This window comes from Devosia sp. CAU 1758 (assembly GCF_054482695.1).
Map to the genome: position 1 here is coordinate 791,163 of NZ_JBTLRJ010000002.1, position 14,679 is coordinate 805,841.

Annotated in this window: 13 protein-coding genes and 1 tRNA gene; 7 read left to right on the forward strand and 7 right to left on the reverse strand. The window is 59.1% G+C overall.

The genetic code is table 11. From position 1 onward, the window contains the following. The first annotated feature begins 92 nt into the window (after positions 1-92). Together ACXYMS_RS09875 and ACXYMS_RS09880 are read left to right on the forward strand one after the other, a co-directional pair. Positions 93-166: transfer RNA gene (locus ACXYMS_RS09875), tRNA-Gly, on the forward strand. Positions 167-330: 164 nt separating this feature from the next. Next, a complete protein-coding gene (locus tag ACXYMS_RS09880) occupies positions 331-1,524 on the forward strand; it encodes a tyrosine-type recombinase/integrase (protein WP_458905850.1) in 1,194 nt (397 codons plus the stop codon). 445 nt (positions 1,525-1,969) lie between these two features. Here ACXYMS_RS09880 and ACXYMS_RS09885 read toward each other — a convergent pair whose 3' ends face one another. Next, positions 1,970-3,070, reverse strand: coding sequence for a FlgO family outer membrane protein (locus tag ACXYMS_RS09885; protein WP_458905852.1), 1,101 nt, complete (start codon positions 3,068-3,070; stop codon positions 1,970-1,972). Further along, the gene (locus ACXYMS_RS09890) at positions 3,067-4,494 is read right to left on the reverse strand and encodes a hypothetical protein (protein WP_458905853.1); all 1,428 of its coding nucleotides are present in this window, start codon (positions 4,492-4,494) and stop codon (positions 3,067-3,069) included. The genes ACXYMS_RS09885 and ACXYMS_RS09890 overlap by 4 nt, the downstream gene beginning before the upstream one ends. Positions 4,495-4,826: 332 nt before the next feature. Here ACXYMS_RS09890 and ACXYMS_RS09895 point away from each other — a divergent pair. After that, positions 4,827-5,974 (forward strand): IS3 family transposase gene (locus ACXYMS_RS09895; protein WP_458905854.1). Its coding sequence is split into 2 segments (ribosomal slippage): positions 4,827-5,085 and positions 5,085-5,974, totalling 1,149 coding nucleotides; the frame shifts between segments, so codons are not numbered across the junction. A 27-nt stretch (positions 5,975-6,001) separates the two neighbouring features. Here the strand turns inward: ACXYMS_RS09895 and ACXYMS_RS09900 are convergent. Both ACXYMS_RS09900 and ACXYMS_RS09905 read right to left on the reverse strand, forming a co-directional pair. Then, positions 6,002-8,317, reverse strand: coding sequence for an AAA family ATPase (locus tag ACXYMS_RS09900; RefSeq protein WP_458905855.1), 2,316 nt, complete (start codon positions 8,315-8,317; stop codon positions 6,002-6,004). After that, positions 8,232-8,663 carry a plasmid mobilization protein gene (locus ACXYMS_RS09905; protein WP_458905856.1) on the reverse strand — a complete coding sequence of 144 codons (432 nt, stop codon included), beginning with the start codon at positions 8,661-8,663 and terminating at the stop codon, positions 8,232-8,234. The genes ACXYMS_RS09900 and ACXYMS_RS09905 overlap by 86 nt, the downstream gene beginning before the upstream one ends. Before the next feature lie 372 nt (positions 8,664-9,035). On the opposite strand from ACXYMS_RS09905, the gene ACXYMS_RS09910 reads away from it, so the two are divergent. Together ACXYMS_RS09910 and ACXYMS_RS09915 are read left to right on the forward strand one after the other, a co-directional pair. Next, a complete protein-coding gene (locus ACXYMS_RS09910; RefSeq protein ID WP_458905857.1) occupies positions 9,036-10,421 on the forward strand; it encodes a type IV secretory system conjugative DNA transfer family protein in 1,386 nt (461 codons plus the stop codon). Beyond that, a complete protein-coding gene (locus ACXYMS_RS09915; RefSeq protein WP_458905858.1) occupies positions 10,414-11,025 on the forward strand; it encodes a hypothetical protein in 612 nt (203 codons plus the stop codon). Before ACXYMS_RS09910 ends, ACXYMS_RS09915 begins: the two co-directional genes overlap by 8 nt. Positions 11,026-11,159: 134 nt before the next feature. On the opposite strand, the gene ACXYMS_RS09920 is transcribed toward ACXYMS_RS09915, so the two are convergent. Next, on the reverse strand, positions 11,160-11,501 hold the full coding sequence (locus ACXYMS_RS09920; protein WP_458905859.1) for a DUF3768 domain-containing protein: 342 nt from the start codon (positions 11,499-11,501) through the stop codon (positions 11,160-11,162). After that, complete coding sequence (locus ACXYMS_RS09925; protein WP_458905860.1) at positions 11,498-11,743, reverse strand: hypothetical protein; 246 nt, start codon at positions 11,741-11,743, stop codon at positions 11,498-11,500. The genes ACXYMS_RS09920 and ACXYMS_RS09925 overlap by 4 nt, the downstream gene beginning before the upstream one ends. Positions 11,744-12,259: 516 nt before the next feature. Here ACXYMS_RS09925 and ACXYMS_RS09930 point away from each other — a divergent pair. Together ACXYMS_RS09930 and ACXYMS_RS09935 are read left to right on the forward strand one after the other, a co-directional pair. After that, positions 12,260-13,069, forward strand: a complete 810-nt coding sequence (locus ACXYMS_RS09930) for a lipase family protein (protein ID WP_458905862.1) — start codon at positions 12,260-12,262, stop codon at positions 13,067-13,069. 160 nt (positions 13,070-13,229) lie between these two features. Continuing rightward, positions 13,230-13,970: a hypothetical protein gene (locus ACXYMS_RS09935; RefSeq protein ID WP_458905863.1), complete on the forward strand. Its 741-nt coding sequence runs from the start codon at positions 13,230-13,232 to the stop codon at positions 13,968-13,970. A 46-nt stretch (positions 13,971-14,016) separates the two neighbouring features. Here ACXYMS_RS09935 and ACXYMS_RS09940 read toward each other — a convergent pair whose 3' ends face one another. Then, positions 14,017-14,598, reverse strand: coding sequence for a tyrosine-type recombinase/integrase (locus ACXYMS_RS09940; RefSeq protein WP_458905864.1), 582 nt, complete (start codon positions 14,596-14,598; stop codon positions 14,017-14,019). Positions 14,599-14,679 lie beyond the last annotated feature (81 nt).

Genomic DNA, 14,679 nt, shown 5'->3' on the forward strand with positions numbered 1-14,679 from the left:
TGGCTCCCATTTATAACGCAATATGAACAGAGTCGCGGACACAGATGGCACAGCTTGACGCTTGTCGCGATTTCCAGCATCTAGGGGGTGCTGCGGGTGTAGCTCAATGGTAGAGCAGAAGCTTCCCAAGCTTACGACGAGGGTTCGATTCCCTTCACCCGCTCCATCTTTCAGTCTCCATTTAGCACACAAGGTCTCAAAAAGCCCCGCAAACTGAGGATTTGAGCAGATCCGTCGTTTCGTAGCATCTCACTGCGTATCTAGACTTCTCCAGTTTTTGTTGGTCTTTCTGTTGGCATCAAACGAGCCGATCGAAGGAGCATACCAACAATGCCTCTCAGCGACACCGCGCTTCGAGCGCTGAAGCCAACGAATGCTGAGTTTAAGAAGGCTGACGGCGGCGGCCTCTTCGTGGTGGTCAGGCCCACCGGTGCCCGCATTTGGCGGTTGGCCTATCGGTTCTTCGGCAAGCAAAAGACACTCACCATTGGACACTATCCTGCGGTGTCGTTGGCCGATGCGAGGGCTGCCCGCGAGGATGCAAAGAAGCTTCTGTCCCAAGACATCGATCCTGGTGTTCAAAAGCAGGTCGCCAAAGCGGCTGCGGAGAAAAGCAACGCTGAGACCTTCGAGGCACTGGCCGACGAGTTCCTTGCGAACATGGTGACGCTTGGGCGATCTCAAGCCACCATCGACAAGAACAAGTGGATGCTGAAGGAGGTCGCGCGGCCACTCGCAAAGCGACCGATGAAGCAGATCACCTCTCCCGAGACGTTCGCCCTGCTCAACGCTATCGAGAAGAGCGGGCGCCGAGACACAGCCATTGCCACTCGGGCGGCAATCAGTCGAGTGTTCAGATTGGCGATCCTGAGTGGACGCGCAGAGACGGACCCGACGTATGCCTTGCGCGGCGCGCTGACCCCGCCAACTGTGGTCAGCCACCCAGCCATTGTCGAGGTCGACCAAGTCGGGGGGCTTGTTCGCGCGATCCGTGGTTACACTGGCTGGCCGACGCTTCGAGGCGTGTTGATGATGCAAGCCGTAGCTTTCGCTCGACCGAGCGAAACGCGAACAATGAACATTGCGGAGATTGACTTCAAAAAGGCGATTTGGACCATCCCAAAGGAGAAGACGAAGATGCGCCGGCCGCAGGGCGTCCCGTTGTCGCGACAGGCACTCACCATCATCGAGGAAATGAAGCCTCACATGAGCGGCGATGGCGACGTCTTCCCGTCAATGATGTCGGGCAAGCGTTTTTTGTCAGAGAACGCCATGAATTCGGCGCTGAGAAGGATGGGCTTCACCAGCAATGAGCACACCGCGCACGGCTTTAGGTCGACCGCAAGCACGCTCCTGAACGGGTCAGGGCTATTCAACTCGGACGCGATAGAGGCTCAGCTTGCACACCTGGACAAGGACAAGATGCGGCGCATCTATAATCGATGGGAATATTGGGATGAGCGAGTCACCATCATGCAATGGTGGGCAGATTATCTCGACGAGCGCGCTAACGACAGGCCCTAATGAAGGCGCCACCTGGCTCATGGCGAACAAGATGAATCCGCGCAGCCTATAACGCAGCCGAATGGCTCCAAGGAAGATAGGAGATGGTGATCTGGTGGGCTGATCACATTGCTGCTCTAGCACGCAAGCAACGACCGGATGGCAAAATCTAGACGTCCGAGGAAAAGGGCCGGGCAGTCTTGCGGGCTCAATTTGGCTGCTCTCTGCACGACGCCAGATCACGACACATAGAATAGGCGGTTAACGTCATCTACTCGGCAACCACCATTGCAACGCGCGGCCGGAAACTACATCGTAGAGCTAGCGCTTGCTCAACTGCGGATGCCTAAGGATCGTTGGTAGTCAGGCACCAGCTGAGAGCGCTTGGCCAAACAGTTTTGCGACATTTATAGCGTTCACATTCGACTATAGCGTTCACATTCGACGCCCGCCTTGATCTTCCCGACTATTCATCGCCGAATGGAACATCGAGCATCGAGTAACGAGCCATGTTAACGACACTCGACCCCTCAACTGCATATGATATTCCGACATCAATCGACCCAGAGGGGGAGAAGTTTCTGGACTCGCAACCAAGCTCAGTAATGCTGAACTGTATGACTTCATTGGGCTGTATTGAACTATAATCTTTCAGTGCAATTCCATTTGAATCGTACGGTATTCCAGCGACCTTCGTGTACCAATTACCCGGATTGCTGCATAGATTCCCGGTATTGTCTGTGAATGTGAAGTGTGACATTGAGATCATTTTCTCGGCGTCCCCAAGGTTCTCTAGTCGAAGAACTGCATTTATTCTACTTGTGTGAGTAGGATTCAAATTGATAGAGCGAAGTTCGACACGTATGCCATCTCTGATCTGCTCCAATGCACTGTTTCCATTTGCCTGCTGGCTCGGTCCTTGCTGGGTGCCCCCGTCTGATGATTTCTTGGAGCGTTGGCCAACCGTCGTCGTGCAAGCGGCCGACTGCCCCATAAGAGTGCTCAAATCACTAGTATTAGGGACTGTCACAGCGGCCGCTGAGAATATCCTACCCGTATCGGTTGCAACCAGTCGTGCATTGAGCCGCACTCGGTTACCGATAACCGTGATGGTTCCAATCGTCAGAGCGCTCACCCCTGACAGATTTCCGAGTCGCACCGTTGTTGCCGGATTCAGGAGACCGCCCTCCCCAATTGAGAGCTCGGCGATAATTGCCTCAAGTTGGGATCGTTCGACGATGTCGATTTCAGTATCGGCAAGCGAAAACAGTGACAGGATCAGTTCATCGACCACATAGGTGCTCAGGACCGAACAGGTCCCATCCGCATGGAGAAAAGGGAGCACAGCGATTGTTGTTCTCTCAGCGGCTTTGGATCGTTCTGCAATGTCATACGCAAGTTGCACTAAGCCGTCTTCGACCGTTCCAGCAACCTGTTGTGCATTGGCCATGCCGGACGCGCCAATCGAAACAGTGACGGCTGCGAAGATCGGTAGCATCCTGCGGATCAACATCCGGCCCCATGCACGGATAGTGCTTTGCAACTTCAGTCGTTCCAGCAGTGTCATTCCTGTCCTCCCAAATTCATAAGAAATCCACGTCCCCACCGCTCGGACAAAAGTTCTGCGCCCCGCGCGGCAGCGTTCTCATCGCTGAATCCGGGCCCAATTTCTGAAACCGTTTCTGCGGCGAGAAGTCTGCCGTCACGGTAAACCCGGGTACTGACAGAAACGACACAACTACGAAGGCCGGCCGTTCCTGGGCGGCAGTCCGCGCGCACGCTGCCGAGCATCAGGTAGTCCACGAAGGAAAAGACTTTGCTGTCTTCGAGAAACCCTAACTCGCCGGCGACGATGTCGTGGAAGTGCCCATCGGCGACGAATCCTTGCCCAAAAACCTCACGCACAACGGTTAGGCTCGCAGGAGCTACAGGGTCCATGGTCGATTTCAGACGATCGGCCGCGACCCGATCCAGATGTTGGTCGTTTCTTTCAGGCACCAAAGCAAGGCCCAGGTTCATCGATCCAGGGGCCGCGACGATAGGAAGAACAAGCGCACGCAATGATGCGAGGCGCTCAGCTTCAAGCGCCACCTGCCGCTGCTGAGCGCGAGCTTCATCCTCCTGCTGTCTAACCAGCGCCAGCCGATCCGACTCTGCCTGTTCGGCTGCTTCGCGCTCGGCCGCGATCTGCGCCTGTCGTTCCGCCTCGGCCAAGTCGGCAGCCCGCCGGGCTGTGGCGGCACGATATTGCTCTTCACGATAGTCATTCCATTGCTGCACCATCTCAGACGTGGCTGGATTGAGGCGCTCACCGGAACTTGGATGGTATCCCGGTGTACCAAAGAACTCGAAACCACCGTCCGGCTTGCGGGCATACCAGATGACGGGTTCCCCGATCGCGGAAAAGAACTGCTCCCGCGGATCGATCGGCGTCAGCCTTCCGCCCTCGCGCAATAGCGCATCGAGTCGCGACAAGATCGGTAGGAGGTACGGTTCTGCCGGTTCGCAAGGGCGACCCGTAACAGGATCTAGACCCTGGTATCGCATATCGCGCCACGTCACCCTGTCTTCATTTACCACGTAGCATTTCAGTGGCTCGCCCGTCCGAGTTATCTTCTGATCTGCGGTGACAAACCAAAGTGCCCCGAAGTAGAGCACAGAAAACAGCGCCATCGCGTAGCTGCCCATTCGCCGCTTCGAGGGCGAGAACGAGAATACCCATATCAAGGCGGTTCCGAATGGTATGACTAGGAGGAACCCAATCGTCTTTGCAAGGAACGGATCTAGTCCGGCTCGCTCGGCAACTTCGTCTACATAACCGCTGATTACGCTTTCGAGTGCAAAATGATTCAGTGCCGATGCGAGCACTATTGCACACAAGACCAGCATGACAGCGACTAGACCAATGGTTCCCGGTCGGCGCAGCTTTCCACTTCCCACTACAAGAAGTACCGCCAAAACGACACCGAAAACAACGAGAACTGCTATCATTCGCCCCCCCCAAAGACCGATATGAAGCAAGTGGCACCATGTCGTACCCTAATTGGTCTATACAGCACGCGCCACCTGAAATGACTCTGAGGTAGTCGAGCCAAATTGGTATTTGCGGCGGCACGCGCGGCTCGTTTCCATCCATGGGCAGCTCAGATCTTATTGTTACGGAGAAATAAATTCTTCTCCCCGCTGTTGGAACAGATCGTTTGTTGAATTGACTGGAGCTTTGACTGAGTTGGCGTTGCTCCAATCCAAAAACTCAGTCACAGTGAGCTGCTGCCGGTTTTGAGGACACCGAGTTAAGGTGTTTTTGGAACTGGAGAGTTTTGATGGAGAGACGCAAGTTCAGCCGGGAGTTCAAGCTCGAGGCTGTTAAGCTGGTCAGGGAACGGGGCGTTGCGGTGGCGCAGGCGGCCCGTGATCTGGACCTGCATGTGAACGTGTTGCGCAAATGGGTGCGCGAGCAGTCTGCCGATCCGCAGCAGGCCTTTCCCGGCCATGGACAGATGAAGCCCGAGCAGCTCGAGATCGAGAAGCTGCGCCGCGAGGTCGCCAAGCTCAAGGCGGAGCGCGATATCCTAAAAAAAGCCGCGGCCTACTTCGCCAGGGACTCGATATGAGGTTCTCTTTTGTTGCGAAGCACCGAGGGATCTGGCCGGTCTCGTGGATTTGTGGGGCGCTCGGTGTGTCTCGCTCGGGCTTCCATGCCTGGCTCAACCGCTCGCCGAGTAGACGGGCTCAGTATGACGAGGTGCTCGTCGCCGGGATCCGGTCCAGCTTTGCCGGCAGCGATCGCACCTATGGCGCCCGTCGGGTCTGGCACGACGTGCTGGCCGAAGGGCTCGACGCCGGTCTGCATCGCATCGAGCGGCTGATGCGCCAGGAAGGACTGCGGGCTCGTCCGCGACGGCGGGGCCTGCCCAAGGATGGCGGGCAGCGCCATGCGGTCTCGCCCAACATCCTGGACCGCTCGTTCGTGGCGTCGGCGCCGAACCAGAAGTGGATCGCCGACTTCACCTACATCTGGACGGCCCAGGGCTGGCTCTATGTGGCGGCAGTGGTCGACCTCTACTCCCGCCGGGTGGTGGGCTGGTCGATGAGTTCATCGATGGCAGCTCAACTGGTGACCGATGCGCTGATCATGGCCATCTGGCGTCGCGGCAAGCCCGACAGCCTGCTGCACCACTCCGACCAGGGTAGCCAATATACCAGCGAGCAGTTCCAGCGGCTGATGGCCGACCACGGCATCACCTGCTCGATGAGCCGGTCCGGCAATGTCTGGGACAACGCGGCGATGGAAAGCTTCTTCTCCTCGCTCAAGACCGAACGCACCGCCCGCAAGGTCTATCGCACCAGGGACGATGCCAAGGCCGATGTGTTCGACTATATCGAGCGCTTCTACAACCCGCGGCGTCGACACTCGACACTGGGCTATCTGAGCCCCGTGGACTACGAAGAACAAGCTAAGCTAGCCTAACCTCGTGTCCACCGAACCGGCAGCAGCTCACAGCTCCATCCCAAAATCCCGCCCCTTGTTTCTGCGCCGCCATCCGAGCATGGCCCGCTTGATCTGCTCCGAGCGCGATGTTGCCGACCCATCCTTTCCATCTCCAACCCGGCGCTTCTTGGCCGATTGTTCGGTGGCTTTGAGACGGGTCTGAAGTCCGTCCGCCATGTAATCGAACGTCGACTCCTTTGTCCGCTCGCGTGAAAGCCGGCGGGACAGGGCCGTCTTTGTTTCAAACACGTCTTTCCCGTAATGCAGCGCGACGCTATCCCTATGACGGGACATGGCGACGTAGGCCATGTGTCGGTCCATAAAGGCTTCGGCCAGGACATGCGCCCGGTCAACGGTCACGCCCTGAGACTTGTGAATGGTCATGGCGTAACCATGGGCAAGGTTGCGGTAGTGGTTGAGGTTCACCCGCACGCGCCGCTCGCTTTTGCCGTCGCCGTCAAGGCGGACAACGAGGCTCCCGTTATCGATCCGCTCCAATGTCCCGAGCGTGCCGTTATGCACCTCAAGGGCCTTGTCGTTCTTGGTGAACACCAGACGCTCGCCCACACCCAACTCAAGGTCAAACTTCCTGATCGGCTCCCCGATACGCTCCTCGATTGCGGTGATGACGTGATCGTCACCTAAGAGGCCCGCCTTGCGCATTTCATCGCGAGCTTCCGTATTCAGGGCGGCAACGGAGCTGCGTGTGCCGGCAAGGATCAGGTCTGGCGGTTGACTCTTCCCAACTGACTGACGCCAGCCCGCCAGTAGGCCCGAAATGGCCGCGTCCGTTGTATCATGCTGCTGGATCAGCCCGGCCTGGTCGTAGGCCGAAAGTGCCTGATCGACCGCGCCGGTCGCGAGCTTGGCCGTGGCGTCGCGTTGCCAGGCTTCCCGCTGGCGCAGAATGTCGGTGATATTGGCCGCGCCAATGCGCTCGGCGAGGTGCCGGAAGGGGGCGCCGGCCTCAATAGCCTGAAGCTGTTCGGGATCGCCAACCAGCACAACTTTGGCGCCACCTTTGTTGGCGGCCATTAACACCTCGCGCATCTGGCGGCTGCCCACCATGCCTGCCTCGTCAATGACGAGAATATCTTTAGGCGTAAACGTAATCGAATTATTGGCCAGACCCGTCTGCAATGCGGCGAGGGTGGTGGATGCAATGCCGCTGCCATCATGAAGACTCTGCTTGGCGACCCCGGACAGGGCCGCACCTCGAACGGTAAAGCCGGACTCGGTCCACACCTCATGCGCATGTCGGAGCATGGTGGACTTGCCGGTTCCCGCATGTCCAACGACACAGGCGAGCGCCTCTGGTCCCGTGATGTGCTCCAGCGCCTTTTGCTGACCTTCGTTCAGACCTTCGCAAAGTGAGCGTAAACGTATACCTGCAGCGGTCAGGGGATGGGATTTCTCCGTAGCCATGACATCGGCCGTCGCGGCGATCATTTCTTCGGTCGTCATTATCGTGCGGGTCGTATAGCGACCGTCTTCGCCCAAACTGACCAATTCTTTGCTGCCCTCAAGCTGGGCCATCAGCCGCCCAAAGGCATTGGCGTCCTTCGTCATCAGATTGGCCATGCGTGCCATATCTTGCCTGGTGAAAATCGCCTCATGGCGGGTCAGAGCCTCGAAGGCGCGGTCCACGGGATCCTTGTTGCCGGTGCCCAGTAATGCGTTTAGCGCCCGCCGCTCAAGCCAGGATTTTCGGTTTGGAGAATTGTCCTTGATGGGCACATAGGCCGAAGGCTCCCGACCTTCGGCGCGCTCATTGGCCCGCAACTGTCGCAAGGTCTCGCGGTCGGCATTGTTCTCAATGCGCTGTTCGCAGTGGATCCCGTGCTCCCGCTCATAAGTCTCGGCCCAGCGGGACAGGTCGAGCTTTGTGAATTTGAGCTTTGCGGTTTCACCAGTCAGCGGATGAACCGTATTAGCGACGATATGGACATGCAGGTGCTTCTTGTCCGAATGCCCGACGATCAGCGCCTGATGCTCAGACAGGCCCAGAGCCCGCAGACTGTCGAGCGCCGTATCGCGCATATGCTCGGCGGATGGATTGTCGCTATGCGCCCAGCTCAGCGTGTAATGCAGAACGGGGTTGGTGTTCTTGCGCCCGCGCGCATCGAGCCCCGCGGCCTCCTTGAGCCGGGATTGGTCCTTGTAGGTGCCGAACATTTCGAGCCAGGCATCTCCGGGCGCGGCCGAAAGGTTCTGTGTTTCGGTCCAGGCGACCCGTTCAGAGCTCTTCGCCTGCGGGTCGTGCAGGACGTATCTGCACGCTTCTCTGAAACTCTTGCCGCGCGTCTGGAGGCGGGGAATCATTGGCGGTCTTCTCCATATGGGCTTCAAGCTTGCGGCGCATCAGATCATCGCGGGCCAGGGCCTCGACGAACGCGGTTAGCGTCCGCACCGCAAATTGCTGGTCGGGGGGAAGGTTGGAATTCAACGCATGGGCGATCTGGTTGAGATTGTTGCCGCAGCGTTTGAGCTCGGCGAGCAGAGCCGGGTTGAGCGGCGCGGGAATGCTGGATGCAACGACCCGCACCTGGCCCTTGCGGACCAACTGCTCCGCCAGTCCTGAGACGGTCATTCCCAAACTCTTGGCCTGCTGGGAAAGCCGTTGGTGGTGATCCTCGGTGATGCGAATGGAAACGATGCGGCTGCGCACCGCGCTGTCATGCGTGCGTTTTCTGGGCATATGCCCCCTCCTGATTGATCGCCCTGAATGCGGGCGGTGAAATGAAGGAAGGGCCGAAAAGCCCTCCCGAAGGGCGAGCCGGATTTGATTACGAAATCAAATCCACATCTCGCTACCCCACAAAATTACAGACCCCGCGCCACTCAACCGACAATAGAAACCAACTTATCCGCAGAAAAAACGTGGCAGCAACAACAATTTACATAGTCACATCAAGCATCAATTCACCTCCTATTGTCTCATTCTGTCTTATACCGCCCGTGTTTTTCTGAAAAAACTTGTTGTCTTCTGCTCAGATGACGCGTGGCGAGGTGCTGCGCGTGTCTTTCGCGGGAGAGAACAATGAGACAGGCAGAGTTTCCACCACGCGGTTCCGGGATTGCAGGGCGGCTTGAATCGCCCCCGGCCGAGCAATGGATCACGCCCAACACTCTGGGTCCGGCGCTCGACTGGAAGCCCGGCATGCTTTTGCTCGGCAAATGGAAGGAGCGGCTGATCGGCATCGCCGATGACCGTCATGTCATGACCATGGCCGGCGCGCGCAACGGCAAGACGAGCTCGGCCCTGATTCCCAACCTTGTGCGCTATCCAGGTTCAGCCGTGGTGCTGGACCCCAAGGGCGAGCTCTTTTTGTCGACCGCCGAAGCCAGGACGGCTTTGGGACAGCAAGTCTTCGCTCTCGATCCGTTTGGCGTGACCGGCGCTAGATCGGCGCGGCACAATCCGTTCACGGAAATCCTGAAAGCGCGGCCGGAGCATATGGCGGCGGATACGGCGCTCTTTGCCGATGCGCTGATCATCTCCAATGACAAGGACCCTCACTGGACCGAAAGCGCCAAAAACTGGATCAAGGGTCTGGCCCTACATTTGCTGTCCGGCACACTGCAAGGCGGTCCGGTGCCAACCATCCGGCAGTTGCGTCAGTTGATGCACTGCACACCGGCGGAGATGGACGATCTCTATGCGGCCATGGCGGATTCCGATGCCTTTGACGGCATCGTCTCCAATCTCGGCTCGGCTTTCATGGGCAAGCGCGAGGCCGGTGGCCGGGAACTGGCCTCGATCGTTTCAACGGCGCATGAGCAGACCGCGCCGCTCGACGATCTTTATGCCGTCACCGATGAATCGGATTTCGATCTCGAAGATCTCTCCAAAGGCGGCATGACGATCTATCTGATCCTGCCCGGCATGCGGATGGGGACCCATGCACGGTGGCTTCGCCTCGTAGTTCAGCAGGCATTGGCGGCCGTGGAACGCAATCCTGTTCCGCGTGGCGAGTTACCGGTCTGGTTCGTGCTCGAGGAATTCCCAGCGCTTGGCTATATGCGCACTATTGAATCGGCTGCGGGGCTGATGGCCGGATACGGGGTCAAGCTCTGGACGGTCCTGCAGGACTTAAGCCAGCTCAAGACCCATTACCCCAAGTCCTGGGAAACCTTCCTTGGCAATGCCGGCGTGCTGCAGGCCTTCGGCAATGTTGACCTCACAACGACTGAATATCTCTCAAAACTTCTGGGCCACACGCAGGTGATGGAGCGGCAGGTGGTGCGGGTGAACGGCTCTGCCATGAGCAGCGGCGACACCGGCATTCGCGAGCATCCGCGCGCGGTCAACCTGCTCGATCCCAACGAGATCACGCGCCATTTCGCGCGCGAAACCGGCAGACAGCTGGTGCTGCTGCCCGGACTTCCTCCCCTCTATCTGGAAAGGCTTGATTTCAATGACTAAGCAAATCGACAGCAAAATTCGCAACTTCGATGCGAACAACTATCTGGTGCAGGCAGGCTATCAGTGGACCGAATCCTCCGTACCCCTTCAGATCGGCGGCTGGCTTGCCATGACCGCATCGTTCCTTCCTTTCATGCTTGGCATGCTGGTCGCCAATATGCCGGGTGGAGGTGCTGGCCTGCTGATGTTCAGCCTGATCGGCCTCGCCATGCTGATCGGAGGGCACATGGTGGCCAATGTCTGGGCGCACCGAGCGCGTTCGCTAATCTTTGAATCCGGCGGTGACATCCGTGTGCCGCATGGCATTCCGTTTACCGGCCATGCCCGCACCCTGACCTGCCGGGTCGACGAGGTGGCTAATATCGAACTGCATCCGGGCTACAATCAGGATACGGGCGTCGCCATTCTTTCGACGGAAGGCGACACGGTGCTGGTCGCGCACAACCTCAAGACCGACAGCGGTCGCAAGGTTGCGGTGCAACTGACCCGCGCCCTTGAGGAGCTGCGCCTGTCTCTCGCCGAAGGGCATTCATCCGTCTATGCGCCGGTGAATGAGCGACTGGCGAGTTATTCGCGGATGGCAACCCGATCGGCGGCGGAATAACCAAGGCGACGAGACCAAGGGGCGGGTGTGGGGTCCAAAGTGACCTCGCGCCCGCCCCTTTACCTGTCCGCGCCGCGCCCGGAACATCGCAGAAAAAGCGGAAAGGCCGTACAACAGCCTTTCCGCGAAACGGATCAATACTCATCCGCAAGCATGATGGTCAGGACGCGGGTCGTGACCGCGGGATCCGAAGGATCAGGGGAGCCGGCCTCCAGGGCTCGATCATAATAGTCGATCTTCCAGAAGACCCGCTGGCCCATGACGGTGACGGCACCGAAGTCGTGTTCGCCGTACGGGTCGTCGTCTTCCTCGAAGCTGGTGAAGGCCTGCACGGCGCGGAGACATGCGATCCTGAACTCAGGACCCAGGACTTGGACCCCATGGGTGATCATGATCTGGCCGCCGATCAGATGGGCCCGCAGCCGGTCATTGAGACAACGGATACGGTCGGAGTGGGGAAGGATGGAGGGGGTCATTTCTGACCCCCTTTCTTGCCCCCGGCGGGCTTGCCGTCGCCGTTCTGGCTGTCCTGCTCGCTCACCTCGCGGATGACGATACGGCCATGGAGTGGGGCCGCGTCGAGGACGATCGAGATGCCCTTGCCGTCCTTGTTGGCCCAGCCAGCGCCGATGCGGTTCCAGAAGGTATTGTCTTCTTCGCCAATCACCTGCCAGACGACATGGGTAGGGCGATTATGTTCAGTTACAGTGGTGGTCATGATACTCTCCGTTGGTTCGGGTTTCAGCCAGGCACCGCGCCCGGCTTGATGGGGACGAAGAAACCGGGGACCAAAGGACGGAAGTTCACACGTCGCGCCAGCGCCCTCCCCGAGGGGGCGGAGCTGCATGGCGACCGAAGGGAGACAGAAGCGAGCCGCGTTGAACAGCCGGCCGGACCCGGTTAGGCACCATCAATCGAGACGGGGCGGCGGCTGGCACCTGAAACACCCAAAAAGGCAACGCCGAGTCTGACCACCGTGACCGACAGCGGCCCAACCGGTCTGAGCCGAGATGGCACGACCCAATCCCGACAAAGGACCGGCAGGCTGAAGCCTTCACAGGCAGGGGCAAGGTTGCCCCGGCGCAGGACCGCTTTATGGTGCTGGTAAGAGCAGCGGGCACGGGCAGCGGACGAACGCAAAGGCAGTAAGCCAGAGCACGGGGCAGAAGAGCATACCATCCAGACCGCTCATCGCATCGCCTCGAAGGCCAGACTGAACGTCAGGGGAATGGTCATGCCGGATATACCCATCGAACATCTGGAACTGGCGCGCATCAGCCAGCGGGTCTATCCGGGCCCGCTGAACCAGCGGCAGCTGCGGATAGGCGGCAAACCGATCACCGGGCAGCGATACGTCCATGGGTCGGGCGATCGGGGCTATTGCCGGGTGTTCTGGAACGAGGCGGCTGTGATTGTCGCCTTCAGGGGCACACGGGAAAGCATCGACTGGAAAATCGCCAATCTGCGAATGCTGCGAGAGCCCCTCAGTGATTGTGGCGCGTCTGCCCGGCATGTTGGCGTGCATCGCGGCTTCCAGGATGTGCTGAACTATCCTGACAAGACCTCCGGCCTCAGAAGTCTGGAAGCGATTTTCTCCGTTCTGGACGAGATCGAGGTCGGCAGTCGTCCATTATGGATTACCGGCCATTCGCTCGGCGCGGCCTGCGCGACGATATTTGCGGCAAAGCTACGCGAGCACCAGCCCGCGCTCATCACCCAGAACTTGCAGCGCATCGTCTTGTTCGGTGCACCAGCGGTCGGCGGCAAGGCCTTCCGGGAATTCTACGGCGGCCTCGGCGCAAAAACCACGCGGTATATCAACGGATTTGATCCGGTGCCCTTCGCGCCACCGATCGGCTACCGGCATGTCGGCACGGGATACTGGCATCATGGCGACAAATGGCACGCCGACCCCGGCTGGCCCACCCGCCTTGTGGTAACTACCATGGGCTTCGCCAGAAACCTCATTCATGACCACGCGATGGGTTCCTACATCAACGTCCTGGCGGCATCGACACGGCCCAAAATCGAAACCCCCCATTAGGACAGTGTTATTGACCTAAATAGACCGTCCGGCCTAGAATGGAGGTGGGCCAGCCACCGCGAGTCAGGAGCTCAAGGTCGACAACGACAACCTTCGCGGCGATGTGGCGCTGAACTCAACGCCTTGGAGATCACCCGATAGCAGCCACTGAGGACGACAAATGCTTGAAGATGGCCTCGACGCACTGCGTGCGGAAATCGGTCTTGCCGAGATCGCATCGCTGATCGAGCGAACGGCGCGATGGGTAGCACCGGAGACGTTCAAGCTCCTGCCGGTGTGGTTCCCGGAACATGCCCGCAGGCGATATTTCTACAAGGCGAACTGGTCCGAGCCACAGCTCAACACGAACCGCGCCAGCGGTAAGGCCACACATAAATTCGAGGGGAACACCAACGCCAACCAGGCCCTCACTCTTGCCCTCGGCCTGCGTAAGGCAACCCGTCCAAACTGGTCCTGCTGTCACCTCTGGGGCGTCGACGATGCGAGCTTTCAGAAGTCGAACGATGTCGTCTCCGATCACCGGTTCTATTCCTGCATCGGCAACATGGTGTTGCTGCCAACGCCGCTAAAAGCCTTCACCGATGCCATGCCCGATGTGAAGGCGATGCTGCGCCTCTGCGCCCGCAATCTTTACGGCTGGCAGTGCGATCATGACAGCATGGCGGAAACCAACAGGGTGCTCGATACCTGGACCGATTGGTCCGCCTATCCCAAGAGTTGGCCACGTAGGCCCGGAGAGCGGCGCCCAATGGGCGTGGTGGACCTGAATGACGGGATACGGATTTCCGCTGAACGACGCCTCGCCGTTATCCGGCATGATCTTGAGCATGCCGGAGATTTCTACCCACGGGGTGAGGTGCGGGCCGCCCTCGCGTACTGGAAAATTCCGGACGTGGCTTAAGCCTGGCGGTTGAGCTAATCGCTGCCCGCTAGACGTGAGCTTCTTGCTAACACTCCCACATCCTGGCCGCAATTTCCCGCTCCTCGATCCCCAGCGCATCGGCATAGATCGCCGTCGTGGCGATGCTCGCATGACCGAGCCAGCGTTGCGTGAGATTGAGCGGCACGCCTGAGCGCACCGCGTGAATGCCGAAGCCGTGCCGCAAGCCTTTGGGCGTGGCATGCAGCCCCGGAGGTATCGCGGCGGCTTCCACCACCTGCTTGACCTTCTGCCACGCCGTCGAGCGCGCCATCGGCCAAAGTCGCTCGCCACCCTCGGTTGCGCATGCCTGCAAGCGCTCCATCAGTTCGACCGGCACGGGCACCGCACGCACGACAATCCGTCCGCGCTTCTTGAGCGAGAGGAAAGCGACGCAACCCTCACCCTGATCGAGTGAGGAAGATGTTGTCGCCAGCGCCTCGCTGATCCGGCAGCCGGTATAGGCCAGAAGCAGGCACAGCGATCCCGTGTTTTGATCGGGCCATGTCCATGCCGTCTCAATGAAGCGCTGCCGCTCATCAGGCGTGAGGTATTTGCGCCTGCCGTCAGGGGCGCGAAGGGATGCTGGCGGGGGGAAGTGCATGTTCATGTCGTCTTTCCTGAGCGTCCTCGCCACACAGAAAACACGACAGAATAAGCTATTCTGTTCAGGCCCCTCCCCGCTGTCCTG

Excerpts from the sequence above, each read along its gene's own strand:
- ACXYMS_RS09935 (WP_458905863.1), top strand. The coding sequence starts at position 13,230 with ATGCTTGAAGATGGCCTCGACGCACTGCGTGCGGAAATCGGTCTTGCC.
- ACXYMS_RS09915 (WP_458905858.1), top strand. The coding sequence starts at position 10,414 with ATGACTAAGCAAATCGACAGCAAAATTCGCAACTTCGATGCGAACAAC.
- ACXYMS_RS09910 (WP_458905857.1), top strand. The coding sequence starts at position 9,036 with ATGAGACAGGCAGAGTTTCCACCACGCGGTTCCGGGATTGCAGGGCGG.
- ACXYMS_RS09930 (WP_458905862.1), top strand. The coding sequence starts at position 12,260 with ATGCCGGATATACCCATCGAACATCTGGAACTGGCGCGCATCAGCCAG.
- ACXYMS_RS09920 (WP_458905859.1), bottom strand. The coding sequence starts at position 11,501 with ATGACCCCCTCCATCCTTCCCCACTCCGACCGTATCCGTTGTCTCAAT.
- ACXYMS_RS09885 (WP_458905852.1), bottom strand. The coding sequence starts at position 3,070 with ATGACACTGCTGGAACGACTGAAGTTGCAAAGCACTATCCGTGCATGG.
- ACXYMS_RS09890 (WP_458905853.1), bottom strand. The coding sequence starts at position 4,494 with ATGATAGCAGTTCTCGTTGTTTTCGGTGTCGTTTTGGCGGTACTTCTT.
- ACXYMS_RS09940 (WP_458905864.1), bottom strand. The coding sequence starts at position 14,598 with ATGAACATGCACTTCCCCCCGCCAGCATCCCTTCGCGCCCCTGACGGC.
- ACXYMS_RS09880 (WP_458905850.1), top strand. The coding sequence starts at position 331 with ATGCCTCTCAGCGACACCGCGCTTCGAGCGCTGAAGCCAACGAATGCT.
- ACXYMS_RS09900 (WP_458905855.1), bottom strand. The coding sequence starts at position 8,317 with ATGATTCCCCGCCTCCAGACGCGCGGCAAGAGTTTCAGAGAAGCGTGC.
- ACXYMS_RS09925 (WP_458905860.1), bottom strand. The coding sequence starts at position 11,743 with ATGACCACCACTGTAACTGAACATAATCGCCCTACCCATGTCGTCTGG.